20 protein-coding genes and 1 pseudogene are annotated in these 23860 nt (G+C 59.8%); 9 read left to right on the top strand and 12 right to left on the bottom strand.

Features of this window, described 5'->3' with window-relative positions; translation table 11 throughout:
* Positions 1-184 precede the first annotated feature (184 nt).
* The 3 genes from A6U98_RS32645 (at position 185) to A6U98_RS32635 (ending at position 2529) form a co-directional block, all read left to right on the top strand.
* Complete coding sequence (locus A6U98_RS32645) at positions 185-496, top strand: hypothetical protein (RefSeq protein WP_064655338.1); 312 nt, start codon at positions 185-187, stop codon at positions 494-496.
* Entirely contained in the window at positions 493-2187 is a 1695-nt protein-coding gene (locus A6U98_RS32640; RefSeq protein WP_064655337.1) for a type IV secretory system conjugative DNA transfer family protein, read from the top strand. The genes A6U98_RS32645 and A6U98_RS32640 overlap by 4 nt, the downstream gene beginning before the upstream one ends.
* Before the next feature lie 96 nt (positions 2188-2283).
* Positions 2284-2529 carry a WGR domain-containing protein gene (locus A6U98_RS32635; protein WP_064655336.1) on the top strand — a complete coding sequence of 82 codons (246 nt, stop codon included), beginning with the start codon at positions 2284-2286 and terminating at the stop codon, positions 2527-2529.
* Between the two features lie 41 nt (positions 2530-2570).
* Here A6U98_RS32635 and A6U98_RS32630 read toward each other — a convergent pair whose 3' ends face one another.
* Entirely contained in the window at positions 2571-3491 is a 921-nt protein-coding gene (locus tag A6U98_RS32630) for a zincin-like metallopeptidase domain-containing protein (RefSeq protein WP_064655335.1), read from the bottom strand.
* Positions 3492-3858: 367 nt separating this feature from the next.
* Positions 3859-4701 carry a GGDEF domain-containing protein gene (locus A6U98_RS32625; RefSeq protein WP_245304596.1) on the bottom strand — a complete coding sequence of 281 codons (843 nt, stop codon included), beginning with the start codon at positions 4699-4701 and terminating at the stop codon, positions 3859-3861.
* Positions 4702-4959: 258 nt separating this feature from the next.
* Between A6U98_RS32625 and A6U98_RS32620 the strand changes: the two genes are divergently transcribed.
* From A6U98_RS32620 to A6U98_RS32610, 3 genes are all read left to right on the top strand, one after another.
* Positions 4960-5394 (top strand): hypothetical protein, encoded by a 435-nt coding sequence (locus A6U98_RS32620; RefSeq protein WP_064655333.1) that lies wholly within the window; start codon positions 4960-4962, stop codon positions 5392-5394.
* A 436-nt stretch (positions 5395-5830) separates the two neighbouring features.
* Positions 5831-6136, top strand: a complete 306-nt coding sequence (locus A6U98_RS32615) for a hypothetical protein (RefSeq protein ID WP_064655332.1) — start codon at positions 5831-5833, stop codon at positions 6134-6136.
* Between the two features lie 202 nt (positions 6137-6338).
* Positions 6339-7082: a thermonuclease family protein gene (locus tag A6U98_RS32610; protein ID WP_064655331.1), complete on the top strand. Its 744-nt coding sequence runs from the start codon at positions 6339-6341 to the stop codon at positions 7080-7082.
* On the opposite strand, the gene A6U98_RS32605 is transcribed toward A6U98_RS32610, so the two are convergent.
* From A6U98_RS32605 to A6U98_RS32585, 5 genes are all read right to left on the bottom strand, one after another.
* Positions 7083-8057: an OmpA family protein gene (locus A6U98_RS32605; protein ID WP_064655330.1), complete on the bottom strand. Its 975-nt coding sequence runs from the start codon at positions 8055-8057 to the stop codon at positions 7083-7085.
* Positions 8042-9229: a hypothetical protein gene (locus A6U98_RS32600; protein ID WP_064655329.1), complete on the bottom strand. Its 1188-nt coding sequence runs from the start codon at positions 9227-9229 to the stop codon at positions 8042-8044. Before A6U98_RS32600 ends, A6U98_RS32605 begins: the two co-directional genes overlap by 16 nt.
* Positions 9229-10050, bottom strand: coding sequence for a hypothetical protein (locus A6U98_RS32595; RefSeq protein WP_064655328.1), 822 nt, complete (start codon positions 10048-10050; stop codon positions 9229-9231). The genes A6U98_RS32600 and A6U98_RS32595 overlap by 1 nt, the downstream gene beginning before the upstream one ends.
* Entirely contained in the window at positions 10031-11476 is a 1446-nt protein-coding gene (locus A6U98_RS32590) for a hypothetical protein (RefSeq protein WP_064655327.1), read from the bottom strand. Before A6U98_RS32590 ends, A6U98_RS32595 begins: the two co-directional genes overlap by 20 nt.
* An 895-nt stretch (positions 11477-12371) precedes the next feature.
* Complete coding sequence (locus A6U98_RS32585) at positions 12372-14669, bottom strand: PBP1A family penicillin-binding protein (RefSeq protein WP_064655326.1); 2298 nt, start codon at positions 14667-14669, stop codon at positions 12372-12374.
* Positions 14670-14991: 322 nt separating this feature from the next.
* On the opposite strand from A6U98_RS32585, the gene A6U98_RS32580 reads away from it, so the two are divergent.
* Positions 14992-16989: an AI-2E family transporter gene (locus A6U98_RS32580; protein WP_197496469.1), complete on the top strand. Its 1998-nt coding sequence runs from the start codon at positions 14992-14994 to the stop codon at positions 16987-16989.
* 46 nt (positions 16990-17035) lie between these two features.
* Positions 17036-17203: a hypothetical protein gene (locus A6U98_RS37005; protein WP_156667922.1), complete on the top strand. Its 168-nt coding sequence runs from the start codon at positions 17036-17038 to the stop codon at positions 17201-17203.
* A gap of 308 nt (positions 17204-17511) precedes the next feature.
* Here A6U98_RS37005 and A6U98_RS32575 read toward each other — a convergent pair whose 3' ends face one another.
* Entirely contained in the window at positions 17512-17943 is a 432-nt protein-coding gene (locus A6U98_RS32575; RefSeq protein ID WP_082934031.1) for a hypothetical protein, read from the bottom strand.
* 1288 nt (positions 17944-19231) lie between these two features.
* On the opposite strand from A6U98_RS32575, the gene A6U98_RS32570 reads away from it, so the two are divergent.
* Positions 19232-19615: a response regulator gene (locus tag A6U98_RS32570; protein ID WP_064655323.1), complete on the top strand. Its 384-nt coding sequence runs from the start codon at positions 19232-19234 to the stop codon at positions 19613-19615.
* A 201-nt stretch (positions 19616-19816) separates the two neighbouring features.
* On the opposite strand, the pseudogene A6U98_RS37915 reads toward A6U98_RS32570, so the two are convergent.
* From A6U98_RS37915 to A6U98_RS32550, 4 genes and pseudogenes are all read right to left on the bottom strand, one after another.
* Positions 19817-20013: pseudogene (locus A6U98_RS37915) on the bottom strand (thermonuclease family protein); the annotation flags it as partial.
* A gap of 307 nt (positions 20014-20320) precedes the next feature.
* Positions 20321-20542: a hypothetical protein gene (locus A6U98_RS32560; RefSeq protein WP_064655321.1), complete on the bottom strand. Its 222-nt coding sequence runs from the start codon at positions 20540-20542 to the stop codon at positions 20321-20323.
* Positions 20543-20793: 251 nt separating this feature from the next.
* A complete protein-coding gene (locus A6U98_RS32555) occupies positions 20794-22164 on the bottom strand; it encodes an alpha-glucosidase/alpha-galactosidase (RefSeq protein WP_064655320.1) in 1371 nt (456 codons plus the stop codon).
* Between the two features lie 22 nt (positions 22165-22186).
* Entirely contained in the window at positions 22187-23854 is a 1668-nt protein-coding gene (locus A6U98_RS32550; RefSeq protein WP_064655319.1) for an ABC transporter ATP-binding protein, read from the bottom strand.
* Positions 23855-23860 lie beyond the last annotated feature (6 nt).

The raw sequence follows: 23860 nt of genomic DNA, 5'->3' as shown, positions 1-23860 counted from the left end.
GTGGGAGCACGCGGCAATCTCCCGATGACCTCGTAAGCCGTTCACCCGGTCGCTTCCACGCGCAGATTTGCGGGTTTCGAAACGCCGCTCTTCGAGACAACCTCGATTCAGGCCCGCCAGCGGCTGCGATCATCCGTTCATCGCCGCGGCCAATGGCTGAACAGGAACAAGGGAGAAGATCATCATGGCGCGCAAAACCATCGGCGAACGGCTGGCGCAGCTGGAAGCCCAACGAAAGACATTGCAGATCCGGCTCAGCAAGCAGGAACGTGCCATCGATACACGCCGCAAGGTATTGATCGGCGCACTTGTGCTGCATCGGCTGGAGAATGATCGCGATGTGCAGTTTGCAGGCGAGATCGCCGAATGGCTGAGACGGGAACTGCCAAAATTCCTCACCCGCGATGGCGATCGGGATCTGTTCGACGATCTCCTAAAGCCGCAGGCAAATGAGCCGTCTCTCGGCAATGTCGGCAACGGGAGCGCGGCATCATGATCCATGCCAACGAGATCAAAACCGCCTTCGCAAACATGATGCGCCTGGCGGCCCGCGATCCGCTGTGGGCGATCGTCGCCCTGATCACGTTTCCGCTGCGATATGCCAGGTCGTTCCTGAAGGGTGCGGTCGGCTACGTCATCGTCATCGTTACTGTCTACTTCGGGATCGACTACGTCAGACGCGTGATCCTTGGCAGCAGCAGAGGTGACGTCATCTGGCATATTGGCGACTGGGTGGTGATGGCCTTTGCCATCGTGCTGCTCATTCGATTGTTGTCGGTTCCGTTGATCACGCATTTTGCCACTGCCAGCGACGACACGCATGGGTCTGCGCGCTTTGCCGGCCGAAGAGAGATTGCGCCTCTGACAAAGGCAGAAGGCGGATTGCTGATCGGCCGTGCGACCAACTCTGGCCGGCTTCTTCGCTACAGTGGGCCGGCTCATCTTCTGACCATGGCACCGACGCGCAGCGGCAAGGGTGTCGGCACCATCATCCCGAACCTTCTGACCGCCGACCGCTCGATCATCTGCATCGATCCGAAAGGCGAGAATGCGCAGATCGCGGGTGATGCACGAGAGAAGTTCGGGCCGGTTCATATCCTCGATCCATTCGGCGTCACCGGCAGACCTTCGGCTGCCTTCAATCCGATGGACGGCGTCGATCCAGACAGCGTCGATGTCGCCGAGGATGCAACGACACTTGCCGACGCACTCGTGTTCGACGAACCAGGCTTGTCAGGTGATGCGCATTGGAACGAGGAAGCAAAGGCACTGATATCAGGTTTGCTGCTGCATGTGATCGCCAGCCAGCCAGACGACAGGCGCACGCTGACCACCCTCAGGCATTTGCTGACGCTGGCGCCGGAAGCGTTCCGTGCCGTGCTGGACGAGATGCAGGCAAGTGACGCCGTCAACGGACTGATTGCGCGGGCCGCCAACCGTCATCTCGGCAAGTCGGACCGTGAGGCCAGCGGTGTGCTGTCGGCGGCCCAACGACACACGCACTTCCTCGACAGTCCGCGCATGACCGGGGTATTGGGGCGCTCGGATTTTCGGTTCGGTGACCTCAAGGCAGACACGGCGACCGTGTTCCTGGTCTTGCCGCCAGACAGGCTTGCGGCCTATTCACGTTGGCTGCGTTTGCTGGTGGCCCAAAGCCTGACCGAGATGGCGCGAACCGCACCCTCGCCGCATTCATCCGCGCCGCCGGTTCTCTATCTGCTCGACGAGTTTACCGCCCTTGGTCATCTGGCGCCGATCGAACGGGCCATGGGATTGATGGCAGGCTACGGTGTGCAACTCTGGCCGATCATCCAGGACATTCATCAGCTGCGCGCCACCTATGGCCAGCGTGCCGGCACGTTTCTGTCCAACGCCGGCGTGCTGCAAGTGTTCGGCGTCAATGATCACGACAGCGCCCGTCTGGTATCCGATCTGCTTGGCCAGGAGACCGTGGTGTTCAACACCGCGGCGCGCGCGCTCGATGCGGAAAGGACCGGCCTCTCCTTCGCCGAGCAGCATGTCGCCCGACCACTTCTGACGCCCGACGAAGTCCGCAACATCCATGCCGAGACCGAGCTGCTGTTCATCACCGGCCAGCGGCCGATCGTCGCGACAAAGCTGCGCTATTATTCCGATCCGGAATTTACCGGATTGTTTGCCACATTGAAGATGAACCAGGAAAGATGAGCCAGGCGGTTCACATCACCCGGATGAATCGATCGGGCCCAACCGATTCACAAATGTCGTTGGACGCGAGCAACTGGACTTTGCGATTCTGCCCGCATGACAGTTCAGCCCTATCGTCTCTATATCGAACGCATCGATCCATCGAAGAACATGGCCCGCTTTTATGCGCTGTCGATCGAGCCGAACCTCTTCGGCGGGACATCGCTGGTGCGCAGCTGGGGACGCATCGGCAGCCGCGGGCAGCAGAAGATCCATGTCTTCGATAGCGAGGCAAAAGCCGTCGATCTCCTGCTCACCCTTTTGCGCAGGAAGCGGTCGAGAGGCTATCGGGTCATACGGTGATCGGCATCCGCAGGAGACAGTTGACTGAAGGAAGAGACGGCTCACGCCGCCTCCTCCTCGTCGAGTTCCGGCTGCAGGGAATGCAGGTAGTCGAGCGCGCGCTGGGCATGTGCTGCCGCCGAGAAGATGGCACGCTTGTCGTTGCCCAGAACCTTCAGCCAGCCATCGAGATAGCATGCGTGGTCGGGGCGTGGTTCGAGCTCTGGGACAATGCCGAGATCGGCGCAGACAAACGCGCTGCCGAGTTCGGCAATCAGCTCCTCGCGGGCACGTTCGCTCCTGTCTTTGGCGTAGCGGCTGAGATCGCGATCCAGCCTTTGCGCTGCGCCGGTCCAGTGCGTGATCTCGTGGCTGAGGACGGCGACATAGGAAGCATCGTCCCGGAAGGCATCCGGGCATGGCATCTGGATGTAATCACGCTGAGCGGCATAATAGGCAGCCGATCCTCCGTGCCGGATCAGCGCCCCGGTATTGGCAAAAAAGCGGCCGGCATCGCCGATGCGGCTCATCGGATCCTGGCAAGGTGCGCCGTCGTCAAAGCGGCCATCAAGACCGGCGATCTGATCGGTATTGAACACCGTGTAGGCTTTGAGGAATGGAATGTCCTGTTCGATCTCGGTCCCCGTCTCGGTCGTCTCGGTGCGGATGAACGAACTGGCGAAGACCACGGTCGTGCCGGTTTCGCCCTTGCGAACGGCGCCGCCGAGCTCGATTGCCTGGCGAAACGTCATCCAGCGTGATGAGGCAAAGCCACGGGCGATGGCTTGCGACCACAGCAGCAGGACGTTGATCCCGGTGTAGGGTTGGCCGTTGTGGCGCAGTGGCCGGCTGACCTCGGCTGTCGCATGTCCTGTCGTCCAGGGTCTGGTCCATGGCCGCACGCCCTGTTTAAGATCGGCGATGATCGTGTTGGTGATGCGGCTGTAGATATCGGATCGTTGATTGGATTGCTGCCTGCTCATGTTGGAACCTCCGTTTCGAGGTCGCGGCCATCGCGACCTGCTACGGCGGTCCGAAAGCCGGGCTGCAAGCGCTGCCTGCATCCGCAGGGCCGCAACGAAGTGGAGGACGGCAAAGCCGTTGCCGGCGGCGCGAGCCTGGCAGGACCAAAAGCCGGGGCAGGACGCGATGGCCGCAATCAAAGGGGGAGGTTTAGACGGAGGCGGACATGGCAAACCCCGCGATCCAGCATCATGTCGCTCACGTCGCGGCTGCATGCGGCGACGTTGGCTTGCCCGGCCTGGCCGGCCCGACGATCGCCACTGCCCCGGCGAGCGACTGACGTGCAAGACAGGCCAAATGGAGCTTCAAGCGTCGTAGCCCATGTCCCTACGCCGCGCGCACTCTGTCCCGTCCGCTCAACTTGGCAGCGTAGAGCGCTTGATCGGCGCGTCGATAAAGCTCCGAAGCGCTGTCTGATGGGGCGCAAGCGGCGATACCGGCAGAACAGGTGTAGCTGAAGTCGGGTGATTCAGGCAGAGGGCGGGAGAAGCGGATCACCGTCAGCATGCACTCGACCATGGCAATGGCGTCTTCCGGCCCGGTTGCCGGCATCACGAGAAGGAACTCTTCTCCGCCGATCCGTCCGAAACAATCGTTGCGGCGAACATTCTGATGAATGCGATGAGCAAAATCGCGCAGGACGCCATCTCCGGCATGGTGACCCAGCCGATCATTGATGTGCTTGAAATTGTCGATGTCGAATACGGCAAGGCATCCGTTGTTTCCGTGCCGGGCGGCGGTCAGCATGTCGTCGACGCGTGCCATCACAAAGCGGCGGTTGGCGACACCCGTGAGTTCGTCGGTGTAAGAAGCCTTGATCGCTTGGTCCCGATCCTGCCGGACAGTCCTGCCATGTGCTCGCAAACTGGTGATGTCGCTCGCAATGCACAACATCCAGCCATTCTTCTGGACCGCCTCGGTCATCCAAAACCATCGGCCATCACACAGGTCTGTCTCGAAAGCTCGATAGCCGATCTTGCCGCGGCGCGACTGTGTCGACCGCAGCCACTCGTCGAAATTGCTCGTCCGAATGACAGTGCCTCGCGCGAGCTCGAAATTGCGCCGCATGAGATCAGGCCAGAGCGGAGTTTCATCGGGATCGATGAAATAGATCGAACGAAAGGCGCTGTTGGCATACCGCAGCCGGTCATGACCATCGTAGACGGCTATGAGCGTCTCGGTGCGTTCCGAAAGGTGCAGAAGCTGTTCGAAAATTTCGTCCATACCGAACCCTGCCTGGTTGCCTTGGTATGACATGGCGCGGAAACCCTAGGGGAAAAGAGCCGCCCCGCAAGCAAAGGCGCCTCCAGTGCTTACGGAAACGTCAACGAGATGCCGTTTTCAATCGTGATTGGACATCTGCCGCGACCTGAGCGACGCTGTTTTCGGGAGGCGGACCATCTATTTTTCCGGAGATAGGAGGCCGAAATGGAACAGTACGCACTAGATCAGTTGAAAACCATCGCAACGGTCAGCCCGACCTGCAAGCGCCTTGAAATAACGCGGCGCGAACGGCTTGAACGGTGGGCCGAAAGTCTCGAACGCAGCCCCAGACCGTTTCTCAAGACACTTCACGAAACCGAATATCAGCCGATTTCAGATCGGCTTGCCCTGCGCGATGACGGCACGCCAATCTCCGTCGCGTTCGCTGATCCCATTCTGCGGGCGGCGGGAATGGAAAATGATAGCTATGGAGAAGCCAAACGGTTCTTCGAACTCAGCGACGAGCAATTGCATGATCTCGTGTGCTTCTGCCATTTCGGTGAACGCGTCAGCGCGGCAACAGTCGCTCGCCGCTTGCGAAAGATGGCAGGTTCCAAACCAAGGGGCTTTTTCGCTCAGCTGCGCGCGATCTTTGGCTAAGCGCGGTTAAGGCGACTGGTGCCGCGGGCGCTGACGCTCGCCTTCGAAGAAAGGACCGCCCCGGTCATCGGTTGGTCCCCCTTTAGACGCGTGCTGACGCGGCCAGCTCAAACTGACCACACTCGCACCCGTGGGGCTGATGACGTGTCGTCGACACCGTTTTGCGCGGCATCTGATGCAAGGATGCCGCGACGATGGTGAAGCGCGACAGCAGTTTGTCCGCGGAACGGGGATCAATGTCGCCGCGATGCGTTCTCCAAGCCGCGTCGCCGAACGCTCCAAATGCCACCTTGCTCCGGCCTGGGCGATGCCCGTTTCCGCCACGGGATCGGCCCGCTGTTTTCCATTTCATGTCAATGGATCGCATCGAAAGTTTCAGTTGACCGTTTTCGATGGGGAGGTGACATTCTTCTGTAGCGAGGCAGGAGGAAAAACGATGGACGAGGCAGACCGTTGGCGCCATATGGCAAGCGCACCGAAAGACGGTAGTCGGATCCTGGTCACGATCCGTCCATCCGAGCAGGGGCCGGCCGAGGTCGACCTAGCGTATTGGTCGAATGGCGATCAGTTCGCGGGAGAAGGCTGGCGCGCGTCCGACTCTTCGCCGGGGCAGATCATCGAATATGCGGATCCGGAACTGAAATGTTGGATGCCAATGCCTTCGGCCAACCTTGGTCGCACGACGATACCCTCACCCTGGGAGGGCGACGATGACCGGAACCTCGACGGGTCGGGGATCTGAATAATCGCGCTCAAAGACAGTTCGACGAGCGGGTATGGATTCACGGGCTTCCCCGGATTGCGAGCCTGGTATCAGATCGGCGCGCTGCAAGTTGAAGCGGGATGGGCAACGGTCTCGCATTGCCTCGTGATCGGCCGCGCTCGGAGAATTCCCGATCTTTCCCAGCAAGGAAACCTGCGCTAAGCCGGCATAGGGATTTTGCGTGCGAATTTGGAAGCGAGCGCCTCGCGTCGCATTTCCGAAGAACAGAGAAGGCAACTCCTTGTCGGCGATCACGAAGTTTAGACAAACGGCTTGGATAACCGTCATCATCATATTCGCGATCGGGGCATTCCCACGGGAATCGACTGCTGCCAGGGTGCGGGTCATAGACGGGGACACCATCCTTCTTGACCAAATCACGGTTCGGCTCAACGGAATCGATGCACCCGAGGCCGGACAGAAATGCGCTTCTTTTTCCGGACGAGATTGGCCCTGCGGCAAGGTTGCCATCGCGGCGTTGGAAGAACTGGTGTCATCGGGAGACGTCGTCTGCGATGACCGCGGAGTGGACATCTATCAACGACAGCTGGGTGTGTGTCGTGTTGGCCGGCGTGAGATCAATGCCGAAATGGTCGCGTCGGGCAACGCATGGGCATTCCGAAAATACTCCACCGACTACGTCACACTCGAAGACAGGGCCCACCGCGAGCACCTTGGGATTTGGCAGGCCTTCACGATCCCCGCATGGGATTATCGTGCCGAGAGATGGAAGGTGGCCGAGCAACGGGCCCCGAAGGGCTGCCCCATCAAGGGAAATATCTCAGAGAACGTTCACATCTACCACGCGCCATGGTCTCCGTGGTACGACCGCACCAAAGTCGACACCAAGGAAGGCGAGCGCTGGTTCTGTGATGAAGCCCAGGCGCTGAAGGCCGGATGGCGGTCGCCGCAATGGGGCCATTGATCACGGAGACAGGGACTGAGCCCGTCTCCGGATCCTGATTTCGATGCGTCGTCGTGCCTCGACATTTCCTGCCTGTCCTGCGGTGACGGTATCGCCCGGAAGTATCAATTGCGCCGCCGACATGGGGAGCACCGTTGCCTGGCTCAGTTTTGGGTTCGCCTTGAGGATATTCGCGACGGCCATCGCCCGTGCCAATCCCAGCCCGGCATTGTCGGCCGGCTCAAGGGCGGTGATCGGCAATTTGCTGTCCAGGACATCGATGAAGGTTTTGTCGAGATTGGAACTCGTGCGGGCCAGCGGCTGCTCGTCGGTATGGCCGATGACCTCGATGACGTCGACCTGATAGCGAGACAGGTTATCCGCGATCTGGTCGGAAATGGACGTGCCCAGTTTCTGCTGAAATTCGCTGGTCAGCTCGGCACTGCCCGACCTGAAATAATAGCCGCCAGCTTCGCTGAGGTTGATGATGGGCGGCCACTCGTGCGGGCTTTTCGCCGCCGCGTTGGCGGTGACAAGCCTTTTGATCTCCGCCGGGGCGGCGTCAAGATTTATGTCGTTGTCGTCCAGGACTTTCCGCAGCGCGGCCAGTTTTTCGAGGTCGGCCATCTCGACCCCGGTTTTCCGCAAGCGGTCAACGGCCTGGCGGGCCGAAATCAGTTCCCGCCATTCCTTTTCGAATTTCTCCCGATCGATGGGTGAGAGGTTGCCGGCTCCAAGCCTGGCCTGAAGTTCAACCACCCGGGCAGTCGCGTCGAAATTGTCCTTTTTGAGCTCCGCGAGCTTTTGCTCGGTGACCTGCAGCTCCCGCTCGGCCTCATATCGCTTTTTTCTTTCGGCGGTCACGAGCGCTGCCGCCACCAGCAGGAGACAAAAGACGAGCAGCAACATGGATTCAGCCATGGTCAGCCCCAGAATGAGGCCGCGATTGTAGCCCTTATGCTCGAGTTTCGGGGTCTCGGCTATGTGCGCTGCCAATTGAACCACCTCTTACGCTCGATCGCTGATGCAGGTCGCGGCTTATCGTCGACTTCGACGGGTTTGGCTGGCGAGCCTTCAAGACTGGCCAAGTCGATCGCAGTTTCCTCGGAGACCGAAGCCCCGGTTGGAACGGCCGGCTGAGTGCTCTGGATCGGGTCTGCCTCAGGCGGCAACGGCATCGGGGGCTTCTCAAGAGCGTTGGCGATACGGTCGAGCTTTTCTTCAAGGGTCTGCAACGGCTGCAGCGCTTGCCTGGTTTGTTCGATATAGGAACGCCCCTGCTCGGTATCCGCCTCCATGCGCTTCAAATGGGCCTCGGTCATCTCCCTGATCGACTCGATGACCGGCGTGAGCTCGATCTTGATGACGTCTTCCGGGGCACGTATCTCGCCAAGCCGTGCGCCCACGCTTTCCACCGCGCCGCCGAACCTGTCGATGATCGTCGAAAGCTGACCGGTGGTTTCGGCCAATTTTGCCGCCGCGTTGTTGTTGCTGTCGTTGATGGTCTTGTTGTGGGATTCGATAATGGCCGAAAGCTGCTGCGCCGCCTCCTGTATGGGCTTGATCGCCTCCTTCGACAGCGACTCGATCGCCTTGCGAATATCTTCGCCGTTCTTCTCGGCTTGGCGGGCGATCTCGTCGAACCCTTCCGACAGCATCTGGTTGCTGACCCTGCGATAGTTCGAAAACTCCCGGGCGGATGAATCGAGTTCGGTTCTGACGCGCCTGGTCATCTCGGCAAGTTCGTGCCTTGCACTGCGCTCGATGTCCAATGGATCGCGGCGCATCTGGTTGAACAGGATCCGGAGCGTCACCCCGGCAATCGTCGACGTCACCGCGATGCCGAAGTTTCGCACGATCGTGTCGATGGAGGTCTCACCGGCAAACAGATAGAGCGACACACCGAGGCTCGAGAGCGTGAAGAGAAAGCCCATGTAGTAGAGATTGTCACCGGCCTGCTCGTTATGCAGGCGGAAACCCGCCAATAGCAGCGAAGCGAGAAAATACGTTGCCATCAGCAGCAACGGGACCACGGTGACGACCGTCGTCGACCATCCCCAGAGCTTTGCCGTCCAGATGAACACCATGCCGCCGATCGTCGTGAGCGCAAAGAGCACCAGCGGCCCGTAGTCGCGGATCGCGGACTTTGTCACCTCTCTCGAGGCCATCAGCGTTGTCCTTCCAGACGGATGAAACCGTCGAAGTAGCCGTTATTCTTTGTGATCCACTCTCTCCAAAATTCAGCCAGTTCCTCGACGGAGAATTTCAGGTTTGGACGCTGAAACGCGAGGATCTTCACCGACACCCCGTCGAGAGATGTCCTGAACTTATCACGCGCCTCGCTTTTCTGAAATTTCGAATAGGCAACACCGTCGCGGTAGTTCGAAAAGGCCGGCGTGTGTTCGATCATGTCGGAGGCGACGAACAGGGCTTTGGGCGTTCCGGCGGGGAGGCTCGAGAAGACCTCAAGGTTGATCCGCTGGATGCCGGCCATGATCGGCGAGGCATCGCCTGCCTTGCCGGATGCCAGCCTGCCAGCTATGTCTTCGAGGGGTTTTTGGAAGCCTTTTTCCCAGCGATCCTGAATCAGTCGCGGATTGCTGGTCCATTCATCGGCGAGTTCACCGCTGCCTGGATTGCAGCCATGGAACGTTCGCTCCGGCTCGCCTTCCTTCTCGGTGAGCGAATAAATGTCGATGGCACCGCCGACTGGAACCCTGGCCACGATTTGCTGAAACTGGTTTTTGAGATCGAGCGCAGTCGTGTCGGAAATGGGATCGGTGACGTCAAGCAGGATAGCGGTTTCGGACGTCGCGCCGGTGACCGGGCAAAGGGAGGCCTTGTCGACCACCACGGTGCTGCTTGCCCTGTATTTGAGCCACCCGAACGCGCCGATAATGGCGACAGAAACCAAGCCAAGGGCAATGGCGCCGACAATCAGCCCTGCGGAATTGCCACCCCGCCTGCGGCTACGGCTGGATCGCGCCAAGGCCGGCCTCCGGGAATATGTTGTCCAGCTTGTGATAATTTTCGACAGCGGCTTCGAACTCGGCACCGATCCTGCGAATCTGCTCCGACAGTTCCGCCTGAGCCGCCTGAATTCGGCCACTCAAGACCGCGTCATCCCATTCCTCGCTGGTACGCACCACCGGTGTCAGGCGCTCGAGCTTGTAGGGTTGAGAAAAATAACCCGGCTCGGGTTCCGACCGTGCCGCGCGGTTTGCGTCACGATAGATCGTCAGCAGCGCGTTCGCGGCGCGCTCGAGATTGCTCTGATGCTCCGCGAACAGTCCCACCGTCCGCGTCCGGTGAGCGATGATGGCCGCGCATTCCTGGCGCCGTCCGCTGAGATCGCGCACGATCTCCTCGATCTTCGCGTTGTGATCGTCTCTTATGTCACGAAGGTTGTCGATGAGCTCGAGCTTCCTGTCGATGTAGTTCGCACGCGCACTGTCCAACCGCTTCCTGACACCGGCAAAGCCCGGATAGGGATCCGTCAGGTAGCACCCATCGATGAAGGCCAGGATCGAAAAAAGCAGTCCGACGGCAAAGAGCATCCAGGAATTCAGTTCGGCAAGCTCCAGCGGCGCGTTTCTGAGCCGCGATATGACTTCCGCGCCGGCTCCGGAAAGAACGGTCGATGACACCTCGCGATAATGGGCCAGGGCAAGATTGATGCCCAGGGCGATGCAGATATAGGCGACCAGCCCACAGAACCCGAGCAGCTTGAAAAACAGGGATCGATGAACCAGAAAGCGAACGCAATAGATCGAGAACAGCAGAGCCGATCCGATGTTGAGGACGGCGAACGCGATCGCCTCCGTCACGCCGCCGACGATCCCCTGCTCGCTTCCCTTCGCGAGAAAGCTTCCATTCATGATCATCTCGAAGAGCACGAGGAAAACGATCAAGGCAATCTTGAAGGCCTGTGCGGCGGTGGTCGAAACCTTCGCGGCGCGATCGAGGTTGTGTTTCGCCTTGAAGGATGACATCTCGTCCTCGGCGGCCTTGAGATCGCGGCGCAGCCCATGCAACTCGTCGACGCCACTCGCCACCTCGGCCTTGAAGTCGGATACGCTCGACGCGTTGGCTTGCCGGATCAGTCCAAACTGCCCTTCGAAGTCAAGATTGCGCAGACGACCCTCGAAGGTCTGAAATTGATCCTCGAGGACCTGATAGGAGGCGGCCTTCTCCTCCTCGATCCGAGAGACTATCCGCTGTTCGACCTCGTCCGGCGACGCGGCGCTTGGAGCGGGCCGATTGAGCTTGCCGTTCTCGGCACCCTTTGCCCGCAGATCGAGCGTGGAACTGGTCTTGTCAATATCGAGCGAAGGGAAGATGTCGGTCGAGGCACGAAAGTCGTGGCTGGATTCCCGAACGCCCTCCCAGAGCCTGTTCAATGCTTCAAAGCCCACGCGAAACCTTTAGTGGTTTGTTTACCAAATGTTGCCTCTGATCTGGATATCGCAGTGGTTGTACGTGGTCCAGCGTCCGTTTCCTCTGCCGATACTAATCGAGCCATACGGTTAATCGAGATCTTTTCCAAACATACACGAAATGCTCGCGCCCACGGCAGATCGCGGCCAGTCCGGGCTCCTTTTCAATGCCACGCCGGTGATGGTCGATCGTTGTTGTCCGCAAACACTTGTCCGGCGACCGAGCGGATGGCTCGCGGTTGGCCACGTGGCGCCAAAAATCCGTAACAGCATCGGGGCGGGCGGCCGCGGCCGCTCGCCCAAGCTTGACGCGCGGCCGTGCCGGCCACGCCCCTCCAGACAATGAGCATACCAGGCGAAGGCGCGTCCGCGCCGGCGCCAGTTCGCGCACGGCTTGACCGGTTAAAAGGGCAGCCGCAGGAGGGTTAGCGTTAGCGACGCTCGCAACGAGCGGAACCCGGGACCGACTGCCCCCGGCAAGCCGTTCCGCTTGGGGCGCACCCTTGGCGAGCCCTGATCTCGCCTCACTTGCCCGGCCGTCCCGGTGACCGTGCGCAGCCAAGATCTCCTCCCTGGACCTGGAGCAAACACCGTCCGTGATTAATCCAGCAAGTCCACGGCATCAGGACAGGATCATCCGATCGGGTGACGATGTTTGCCGATAAGTAGGAGATCTTGGGAAACCAACCTCCTAGGTTCGAGCGCCACGAACGCTCGGGCCATTTTTTTTGGCAAAAAGGGATTGATGAGACGCCAGATCTCGGACGGCGGCCCATGACCGTTCAGGATGATACTTCAGACAGGCGCTCCGAGCGCAGCGAGCGACCGATCGTTGACGCGATCCTGGGCAATCGGTGCTCTTTGCCGAGCCACATCACTTTTCGCATAGCCGTCGGCCGCCGGAATATGGCTGGTAGGTACAATCGGACGGCCGAAAGGAGCGGTAGGCGCGCGAACAGGCGGTGATGTTGCAGGACGGCGGCGCGCCTTGACCATTGTTTGCGTCTTCTGTCGATCGCACTCCACTCAGCGCGGATTCTGCCATCGCCTCGCGCATGAAGTCCCGCCAAACATGCGCTGGCAGGGTGCCGCCCGTCACGCCCTTCATCGGCGTGTCATCATCATTGCCAACCCAGACACCGACGATGAGTGCCTGCGTGAAGCCGACGAACCAGGCATCCCGATTGTTCTGGCTCGTGCCGGTCTTGCCGGCCGCGAACGTTCCAGGATCCGCTCCACGTCCAGTGCCGCGCTCGACCACCAACTGCAGGAGACCGACGAGATCCGACTGGTAGGGCGAAAGATCGACATTCGGCTTTGCTTGTGAGCCAACTCGAAATGTCTTGGGCTGCCCTGCCGCTTGAAAGTCGATGATGCCCCAGGGCCTGACAGGTGCCCTGCCGAGTTGGACGGACGCATAGGCGCTGGTGAGGTTGAGCAGATTGACCTCGGAAGTGCCAAGCGCCAGAGACGGTGTGTTGGGCAGCGGCGCATCAATGCCGAGTTCGCGCGCCGCGGCAATCACATTGTCCAGACCAACCTCTTCGGCAAGCGCCACCGACGCGGCATTGAGCGATCGCGCGAACGCCTCGGCAAGCGTTACCCAACCGCGATAATCGCCACCGGAATTTTCCGGCGCCCAGCCGTCGATGTCGATTGGCGCGTCGAGAACCCGGTCGGACAAGGTGAGTCCAGCCTTCAATGCCGCGTAATAGACGAATAGCTTGAAGGTGGAACCGGGCTGGCGCATCGCGGTGACGGCGCGGTTGAACTGGCTTGCCTTGTAGTCGCGCCCGCCAACCATCGCGACGACCGCGCCGTCGGGCGTCATCGCGACCAAGGCCGCCTGCGATGCTCCGACCGTCTTTCCTTCACCGTCGAGGGCTCGTTTCACGACCTTTTCGGCGATTTGCTGCAACCGCGGCACCAGCGTGGTGCGCACCGTGGTCGAACCGGGCGAGGAGCCGGCGATTTCGCTTGCTTGGGGGGATATCCAGTCTGCAAACCAGCTTCCGGAGCGTGGCGTGGGCGTCGTGGGTTGCAGCCTGGCAAAGGTCGTCTTGGCCTCCTCCAATTGTGGCGTGGTGATCTTGCCATTGGCCGCCATCGCGTCGAGAACGACCATGCTGCGTTGCCGGGCGCCTTCGAAATTGTCGATGGGATTCCATTGGCTCGGCGCCCGCAGCAAGCCCGCCAGCATGGCCGACTCCGACAGGCTGAGGCCACCAATATCCTTGTTGAAAAAGATGCGTGCGGCGGCGGGCATTCCGGTGGCGCCGGCGCCAAGATAGACGCTGTTGAGATAGCGCGTCAGGATTTCCCGCTTGCCGAGCTTCCACTCCAGCCAGACCGCGATCACAACCTCCTGTATCTTGCGCTTTATCGTTCGATCGCTGTCGAGGTATTGCAGCTTGATAAGTTGCTGGGTGATCGTGCTGCCCCCCTCCACCACCGAGCCAGCCTCCAGGTTGCGCAGAAGGGCCCTCCCGATGCCCATGGGATCGATGCCAAAATGATCCATGAATCGGCGATCCTCGATGGAAAGGACGGCATCGATCAGATTGGCCGGAAACTCGTCGTATCGAGCATAGGGCCCTTGATAGGGCCCCTGCCTCACCAACGGCTCGCCGTCGGCGGTTTCCAGCACCACGATCGGCTTCAACGTTCCATCCCGGATTTCGCTCCAGGGCACGTCCTTGAGGGCCCACACCAGCACGCTGCATACGAAGAGGCAGACAAGCAAGGCCGACCCCATAGCGAATTTCCACCAGTTCGCCGGAAGAAATCGGCGTCGGCGACTTTCGCGCGGCTTGGAACCCCGATCGCGAATCGCGCGCCCGGCCCTGGCCATAGCGGTCGTCATCCATTTGGCGGGAGCTGATATGGTTTCCAGCCGCATCGACCTCCTTAGCTTCGTTCTCAAAAACGAAGCCATCGTCTTGGTCTTCGCCAAAGCAGAACTTGCCGCCAAATCGCGGCGTAGCGCACGCAGTAGATTGCTCGCAGCCTGTCGAGTTTGCACGAAGGTTCCGTGGGGGAGTTGCGGATTGTCGCCTTGGGTGATTCCTGGCGAATTCGAGGCGGCCGCGGGCGTTGCTGAATCTGTTGGCTGATTGCGACCCGTGCTCGGGTTGCCAACGCTTTCGCCTGAGGATTCGGGAGGATTGGGCATCGGTTACCGCTAAAAGGCCAACGTGGCTTGGAACCTTATAGCCGGGCGATGCCGCGTGTTCTACCGTAAAAGGTCCCATTGGCTCGGAGCGGGATTGAAGGAATGCTGCAGCGCCCATTTCCGGCAGCGGTAGAGGCGCACGCAACAGCACGAGTGGCTAAGGAACTGGCCTACAGCAAGTTGCGATCGGCGACATGGCCCAAACGAGGGGGCTGTTTTTCGGAGCGTTGCCCTAAAGCCCGTCGAGGAAGGTCCGTCACCATTGCCGAGGCCGATCTGCGCCCTAACTTCCAAAGACTTGGTGAGAGCGACCGACACATCGATGTCTTCGAGCGACGCCAAGATCACGGAGGCGGAATTGGAAAATGACCTCGGCCCCCGCCGCGTCTATTCGACCTCGCCATCCGCCCCTTCACGCATGCCTGCCTTCGCGAGTGTACTCGCTGTTATTGCCATTCTGTATTTCGGCAAGAATGTACTTCTTCCGCTAGCCATCGCAGTCCTTTTGACGTTCGCGTTGGCTCCCATATCCTCTCGTCTTCGAAAGCTTGGCATGCCGCGTATTCCGGCGGTCATCGTCACCGTCGTGATCGCTTTTCTTGTTCTCGTCCTGTTCGGGCTTGTCGTAGCGGGACACGTAGCCGAAGTCGCCCAGAACCTTCCGGCCTACCAGGGCAACATCATAGCAAAAATTCGGTCTCTCCATGAAAGTGGAACGGATAGCGGTATTGTGCGGCGCCTGACATCAGTCGTTGAGAGCGTCGGTCGTGAGCTCAGCAACGCCGGGGAGCGCCCAGTTGCTCCAGGTACCGGATCAACACCAAGGGAGCCCGTGCTCGTTGAGATATTCGCGCCTAGTAGACCAATTGAAACGCTGACTAGCCTGATTGGTCCTCTGCTCGGCCCCATCGCCTCATTGGGCTTGATCATCGTCGTCGTAATATTCATGCTTTTAGAGCGGGAAGAGCTTCGCGATCGCTTTATCCGGCTCGTTGGCTATGGCGATCTGCATCGCACAACAGAAGCCATCCAGGAGGCAGGTAGCCGCGTCGCGCGGTATCTTCTTATGCAGCTGGTGGTGAACTGCGCCTACGGCGTACCATTGGCGCTCGGACTATGGGCGGTTGGCATTCCAAATCCAGCGCTTTGGGGGATGCTAGCCATCGTGCTTCGATTTGTCCCTTATATAGGGCCTGTCATCGCGACGGTTCTGCCGCTGTTCCTGGCCTTTGCAGTTGACCCTGGCTGGAGCCTTGTTCTTTGGGTTGGGGCCATCTTCCTCGTGCTGGAATTGACCAGCAACAACGTCATCGAGCCCTGGCTCTATGGTTCTCGTACCGGCCTTTCTCCGCTGGCAATCATCGTCGCGGCGATTTTTTGGGCATGGCTGTGGGGACCAGTCGGTCTTGTGCTGTCCACGCCGCTGACCGTGTGTCTGGCAGTGTTGGGCCGGTATGTCCCGCAGTTCGAGTTCCTTGAGGTCGTTTTTGGTAGTGACCCGGTGCTCGATCCCAAGGAGCGGCTGTACCAGCGGCTTCTCGCCGGCGATCCCGATGAGGCGACCGATTACGCTGAGGAATTCCTCGAGGAGGACTATCTGGAGGATTACTATGGCAAGGTTGCCATTCCTGCCCTTCTCCTCGCGGAGAAGGATAGGCGTCGAGGCGTCTTGACCGCCGAGCAGATGGAACAGGTGTTCGGGACCGCCATCACGCTGGTCTCGAACCTCGCGGAAATCGCGCAGGAAGAAGAGCAGGAAGAGGAAGAAGAAGAAGAGGAACAGAAGGAGAAGCCAGCGGCAGGTCGGCCCAGCCCCCCCAAGGAAGGGAATGGGGATGAGAGCGAACTACCTGACGGACGGGGCAAGACCGTCTTTTGCGTCGGAGGCAGGGGCCCGCTCGACGACGCGTCGGCTGCGATGCTTGCCCAGATTCTTCAGGTACAAGGAGCCGAGGTGGTCGCAGCGAGGCATTCTGACATCCCCAATCGCCGCGCCATGAGCCTCGTTCCGAAACAATCGAACGCCATCGTCGTTTGCTTCCTCAACGAGGACTCGGCAAGGCACGCCACTATACTTGTTCGTCGGTTCAAGCGCATATACCCAGCCATTCGCGTCGGCGCGGTCCTTTGGGTGGAAAACCAGAAGGAAAGGCAACCGCCCGCGCTTGGGGAGGCAGATTTCGTTGCCACAAACTTGACCTCGGCTGCCCGCGAGGCACTTGCCGATGCACCACCATCATTGATGACGCCTGCGCGCAAGATTCGTACCAGGCGGTCCTCGAACAAGACAGGCATAGCAGCCGCGCCCCCCGGGATTTAGCGGCAGGCGGTGTCCAGGGGCCGGTCAGAGCCATGGAGCAGATCACATGAATGGCACATTCGCGGGTTGGTGCCTCGCAACCATCACCGAAGATGTTCTTTTCGTCCGCCGTAACGATCAGACGAGCTCCACCCGGACGCTGACGTCGATGCTGCCGATCGCGTCCACGGTCTCGGCAAGATCGGAGCCGGTGGAGACTGAGATTCGGGATTGATGGATCGCGCAGCGGTCGGAGTTCCCCGCCTGCGACGAAATCCGGCGGTGTGAATGCGTATCGACCGAGCATGTTGATATGTTTGAGCCCCCGAGGGGCAAGTCTATCGGCTATAGGTTTCTGCACGGGTATTTATGAATTCGGCGGCCTTTCCAACGGCTTTGCGATCGGCTCCACATCAACGCATTAAACCCGGGTTTGTTGGAGCGGAAGCGGCGGCTGGAATCGACCCATTTCCGTCATTTGGAGCTAGTTCGTGGATTCCCGAAAGCTGCCGCTTATCACAACAGAGCGATGCCAGCTTCGCGCTACCGGCGCTTTTCCGGGCCCGACAGTCCCTGCGGCGAGGCAGGTTTTCCGCTTATAGGGCTTATGCGGCGCTTGGCCCTGGCAGCTTGCCCCGCGCGTTGGAAGAAACGGATTTCTGTGGCGATGCTTGCGCGGAACGGATCGGTTTGGTTGAAGTAGTCGCGGTCCAGACCGAGCTTTGCACCAGTCGCCTGAAGGACGAAATAGACGATGTCGGTGATTGTGGATTTGCTGCGTTCGAAGAGAACCCGACGGAACCCGGAATTGCCGAACTCCACATAGGTGAGTTCCACCGCGAAAACCGTCAGAACCAAGGCAATGGAAATGGCGAAACTGAGCGCCACTGCCCCACCATTCAGATAGTAAGTGTTGTAAACAAAGCTTCCAAGCTTGTGCAGGCAGTATTCACCAGTTCCATGGCACTGCTCCAAAACACGAACCCGTACAGCTTAGTCCTAGCGATGCGCTTCTGCCAGATTGCTCAAAGGACGATCGGGGCGTCCTTTGATGTATTACCGGCGGTGGAAGTGTTGGGGCGGCGATCACGACCAGTGGTCCGTGACAATGCGCGGCATTTCGCTCACACCCGGCGCGGCATTACCCCTATCAGTTCGGCCGCTGTCTTCCGAGTTGGCGGCCGAGTAACGACGCGGGAGGCGTGCCGGAGGGTCGAGGAACAATATCAGAAACTGCTGGAACTACATGGCCGGCCGAAAGGCGGATAAAAAATCTGTCCGGCACGGGAACAATTTAGCTCGGCCGATCGTAAGGAGTCGGGTCGTGCAGAGATTTGATAAGGCAGCCACCTACACTTCAATGTGCGGCCCGCCGCAACCCAGACTAGCCCCGTCCTACCTAAGGCGGGGCTTTTTTTCTCCAATTGCCTGGAACGGAAGCTGGTGCTGATCGCCAAGGGCCGGCTGCTGGAGCTACTGGCTGAAAAAAGGTTGCGCGTTTAATCAGCTGCGCGGTGACAAGACACCAACGCACCGGCCGCTCATCATCACTACCGAACTAACGGTGAAGAAATTGGCAAGAAGCTGCTCAAAGAAGGCTTCGCCAAGACGTGCAGGCCGAAGTAGCGTAACGACTGGTGTGATTGAGCATACTTTCCCTTCCCCGTGGCCCCTTCATCTGATGTTCAGGATGGATCGACGACACTAGTCCAATAGATATTCGGAGATGGCATCTGGAAAGAAGGAGTCCAAGGGACGACGCTTATGACCCTGGCTGCCGCAGCAAGCGTGGCTTACTTCCGATCTTCATATGTCGCGGCAATCTTACTCGTATGGTGATCGATCCAAATTAGCCTCGTCCACAGATCAATGGACCGCAAAAATGTTTCAAGCACTAACCTCCCTTTCCGATAATGATATCGAACTTGTCGTTGATGCGGTGACGGAATGGTGTTCTCAGCATCATTGCGACATTCAGAGCTGTCGCGGGCAATTTGCCCTCGCTGCGGCTGTCGATGCACTCCAGAGTTCACCGAACCATGACACCTTGCTACACCATCTTTCCGAGAAGTTGATGGACAATAAAGAATAGCGTCATGCGAATATGTCAGATTGGACGACCGCCCGGACCTTGTTCGGACCTTAGTTGGGGATGCTTCAGACTCAAGTCCTACACGTGGAACCGCCTGTGGTAGGAAGTGTTTTTCGATTGGCGACGCCAGAGAGCGCCTCGCCGATTCTGTAGCCGCCCTGGAGACGAAACATGCGCCTGCTCATCGTCGAAGACGAACCGGGAATCGCTCTGGTGATTGAGGACGTCGCGATCGACGCCGGATTCGAAATCACAGGCATCGCGGGGAACATGTCGGAGGCTCTGCAGCTCGGCTCCGAAGCAGACATCGCCATCATCGACGTCCGGCTTGGGGATGGAATCACCGGACCGTCCATTGCCCGCGCGCTGTTTTCCGGATTCGGACTTGGGGTGGTGTATTTCACCATGAACCCCGACCTTATCGCGAGCCCGGAGGAGCGACCTGTCGTCACCAAGCCGGCGGGTCCTGAAAGAATAGTTGATGCGTTGTCCATGGCAGCCAAGAACGCTCGCCCAAGAACGAATCGCGTTGCGAGCGGGCACACCTTCCACTGAAAGCGTGAGGCCCCGTTGATCCTCCGACCGAACTCAATGTAGCCGACATATTCTTATTGTCGGTCAGAGGAGATGCACCATGCCCACTTCGCGATCGTATGAAGCGGCTCCTGATCGTTTCGGTACAAAATCGTAGGCATGCCAAATCCTCCACGCCGGAACGGGAATATCAGGTTGCCGCAGGAACGTTCCTATTACGAACGCGGCATCCTTGCCGCAGTAGTACGGCCTCCCTGCCGCGTCGCGACGGGCCTGCCAGCTTTGCGGAGCATCGATCCCATCAGCCGGATCCGCTGTCCGGCGATCTCAATCCTGTCGCCGTCGATGACCGAAGCTCTGCCGACAAATTGCTCTGCGCCGACAGATGCTGATAAGAGAACCAGCCCGGCCAGGAGCAGTAGAAACAGCCGGTTCGCTTGCGCATCGACTTCAAAATGCCAGACCGAACAGCAGGTTGGTGACAACGGAATCACTTCCCCCGGCGCCGGCTAATGTCGCGTTCGTATTGTCCGGATCTGATATCGCTGCTGTCGGACCTCGTTGTGGCGCCCGCAGCGCGGCCTCTCGCCATGGCGGCTATGACGTCATTCGTCAGGGGCGAAGCCACCGCCGAGTCACCTGTGCGCGCTGGTGTACCCGACGACGATGATCACTCGGAAAAGATCCGTTATGACAAATTTCACTGCGACGGTTGGGCTTTAAGCCTCAATATTGTCGAGCATCGTATTCTTCAATCGTTTCGGGGTCCTGCTTATATTCCCATTGCACACCGTTTAGCCGGCGCCAGATTTGTCCCGACGGGTTTCGGGCGGCGGCGTCGACGAGTGGCACCGGCAGGAGTGTGTCGTGCTTGTGCCAGAGCGTGACGTCAGTGACGTTGGACTGCTTGGGCTTCCGGAACAGGTTGAAAAGGAGTGCGAAGTCCATTGGCCGATTCCCTCTCCAAGGGATTCAACTATAGGGACGTTTTAGGTACTTTCAAGTACCATAATTTTGAGAACTCAGCGCGCGCGGAAAATATCGGCACCACTGCTTACGCTCGGGGCTCATCACGTTCGGGAAAGTGCGATCTGGACAGAAGCCGAACCAACGAGTGGCCCGTTACGCCTCATCCCACGCAAAAGCCCCGCGGTTGTTGCGACCGCGGGGCTCCTTGACGCCTCACCCGGGAGAGGGGATCAGGCGGCCTGTACTTTGCGGGTCGTGCGTGCCCATTCGGGCAGCCACTCACCATGGGTGGCGAGCAGATCGTCGACCAGCGACCAGATCTGGTCGAGGTCGAGTTCGGCGGCCGTATGCGGGTCCATCATCGCGGCGTGATAGATATGCTCGCGATTTTCCGTCATCAGAGCCTGCACCGTTAGTTCCTGGACGTTGATATTGGTGCGGATCAGCGCCGTCAGCTGCGGCGGCAGGTCGCCGATGAAGGTCGGCTGGATGCCGGAGGCATCGACGAGGCAGGGCACTTCGGCGGCGCAATTGGTCGGCAGCGAGGTGATGCAGCCGTTGTTGCGGACATTGCCGTAGATCACCGAGGGCTCGCCGGTCCAGACCGAGTTGATGATCGAGGAGGCATATTCCTTCGACGGCTTGACCTCGATCTTGTCGGCCGAGCGATAGGCCTCCGCCTGGCCCTTCCAACGCTCGATTTGCTCGATGCAGCGCTTCGGATATTCATCGAGCGGAATGCCGAATTTCTCGATCAGGTCGTCGCGGCCCTCCTTGATGAAATAGGGCGTGTATTCGGCGAAATGCTCCGAGCTTTCGGTGACGAAATAGCCGAGCCGCGTCAGCATCTCGTAGCGCACCTTGTTCGGGCAGCGCGGGTTCCAGCCAGGCTTCGGCGCCCTGCCCTCGCGATAGGCGCGCAGCAAGTCGGGATAGAGGTTGCGATAGGAACCGTCGGCCTGGCGATGCTCGAACTTGAGATAGAAGGCCATGTGGTTGATGCCGGCCGCCCGGTAGCGGATTTCCTCGTAGGGGATGTCGAGGTCGTGGGCGAGCTCCATCGCCGTGCCCTGCACCGAATGGCAGAGGCCAACCTGGCGAATGGTCGGATATTTCTCCGATATCGCCCAGGTGTTGATCGCCATCGGGTTGACATATTGCAGCATGATCGCCTCGGGGCAGACCGCGAGCATGTCCTCGCAGACCTTCCAGAGATGCGGCACGGTGCGAAGCCCGCGCATGATGCCGCCGACGCCGAGCGTATCGGCGATCGTCTGGCGCAGCCCGTATTTCTTCGGCACTTCGAAATCGGTGACCGTGCAGGGTTCATAGCCGCCGATCTGGAAGGCGACGACGACGAAATCGGCGCCCGATAGCGCCTTGCGCTGGTCGGAATAGGTCTCCGCCTTCGCCTTCACGCCGAGCGTCGAGATCAGCTTGTTGACGACGATGGCGCTTTCTTCCAGCCGCTGCGGATTGAGATCCATCAAGGCGATCGTCGCACCCGACAGGGCCGGACGCTGCAACACGTCGCCGACGATGTTCTTCATGAAGACGGTGGAGCCTGCTCCGATGAACGTGATTTTGGGATTTGCTGCCATTATAACCTCCGGCATTCGACAATCATGCTACCTCGAAAGCGGCCTTGACGAGCCGTTCGGTGTAGGCGGTCTTGGGATGGGTGAGAACTTCGTTGACGGGGCCTTCTTCGACGATCTTGCCATGCTGCATGACGATGACGCGATGGCAGAGCGCCCTGACGACCTTGAGATCGTGGGAGATGAACAGGTAACTTAAGCCCCGCTCGTCCTGCAGCTTGCGCAGGAGTTCGATGATCTGGGCCTGGACGGAAAGGTCGAGCGCCGATGTCGGCTCGTCGAGCAGGATGAATTCCGGCTCGAGCGCGATGGCGCGGGCAATGGCGATGCGCTGGCGCTGGCCGCCGGAAAATTCGTGCGGGAAACGCGACAGGATATGGCCCGGCATGCCGGCGGCGATCAGCGCTTCGCGCACCCGGTCCTGGCGTTCGGCCTTGGTCGCGCCCAGCCTGTTGACGACGAGACCTTCCTCGATGATCTGGCCGATCGTCATGCGCGGATTGAGCGATGAGAAAGGATCCTGGAACACCACCTGCATGCGGGCGCGCAAGGGCCGCATCTCGGCCCTGGAAAGGCCGTGGATCGGCTGATGGTCGAAATGGATCTCACCGCTATCGGGCGTGTTCAACCGCAGGATCGCCTGGCCGAATGTCGTCTTGCCGGAGCCGGATTCGCCCACGAGTCCGAGCGTTTCGTGACGGCGCAGCGTCAGGTCGAGGCTGTCGACGGCGACAAGCTCACGCATCGCCGGCTTGAGAAAGGTACCGTGGCGCATCATGAAGGAGACACGCACGCCCTTGGCATCGAGGATGACGTCCGATCCCTCCGGCAGCGGATTGGCCTGGCCACGCGGCTCGGAGGCAAGCAGATGCTTGGTATAGGCGTCCTGCGGATTGGCAAACAGTGCTTCCGTGGTGTTGTGCTCGCGCACTTCGCCGTACTGCATCACATAGACGTAATCCGAGAACTGCCGCACCACGGTCAGGTCGTGGGTGATGAGGATGACGGCCATCCCCAGTTCCTTCTGCAGGTTGCGGATCAGATTGAGGATCTGCGCCTGCACGGTGACGTCGAGCGCCGTCGTCGGCTCGTCGGCGATCAGTACATCCGGATCGTTGGCAAGCGCCATGGCGATCATCACGCGCTGGCGCTGACCGCCGGAAAGCTGATGGGGATATTGCATGAGCCGCGCTGCGGGATCGGGGATCTGCACATGTTCGAGCAGTTCGAGCGCGCGCTTTTGCGCGTCCCTCTTGCTGATCCGGCGATGCACGCGGATCGCTTCGACGATCTGGCTCCCGATCGTATAGATCGGGTTCAGCGAGCTCATCGGCTCCTGGAAGATCATCGAGATGCGGTCGCCGCGCAGCTTGCGGCGCGCCCGCTCGGAGAACTTCAGGATATTGCTGCCGTCATAGGCGACCGTCGATTTCTCGGAGACGACGGCGCGCTTCGACAACAGCCCCATCACCGTTCGCGCCGTTACCGATTTGCCGGAGCCGGATTCGCCGACGATCGCGATCGTCTCGCCGCGATAGAGCTGGAACGAGACGTCCTTGACGGCTTCGACCATGCCGTCTTCGACCTTGAAATTCACCGCGACATTGCGGGCGTCGATAATCGGCGTGTCCGAGCGGCCATCATGGTCGTGGCGGACGGGCGGGGCGAAGGAATTGACCAGTGCAAGAGCCATATCAAT

It is taken from the genome of Rhizobium sp. WYCCWR10014, from assembly GCF_001657485.1.
In the GTDB taxonomy this organism is placed as follows: Bacteria; Pseudomonadota; Alphaproteobacteria; order Rhizobiales; family Rhizobiaceae; genus Rhizobium.
Note: the sequence above shows the minus strand (reverse complement) of the source record. Positions and strands in the feature narration are given on the sequence as shown.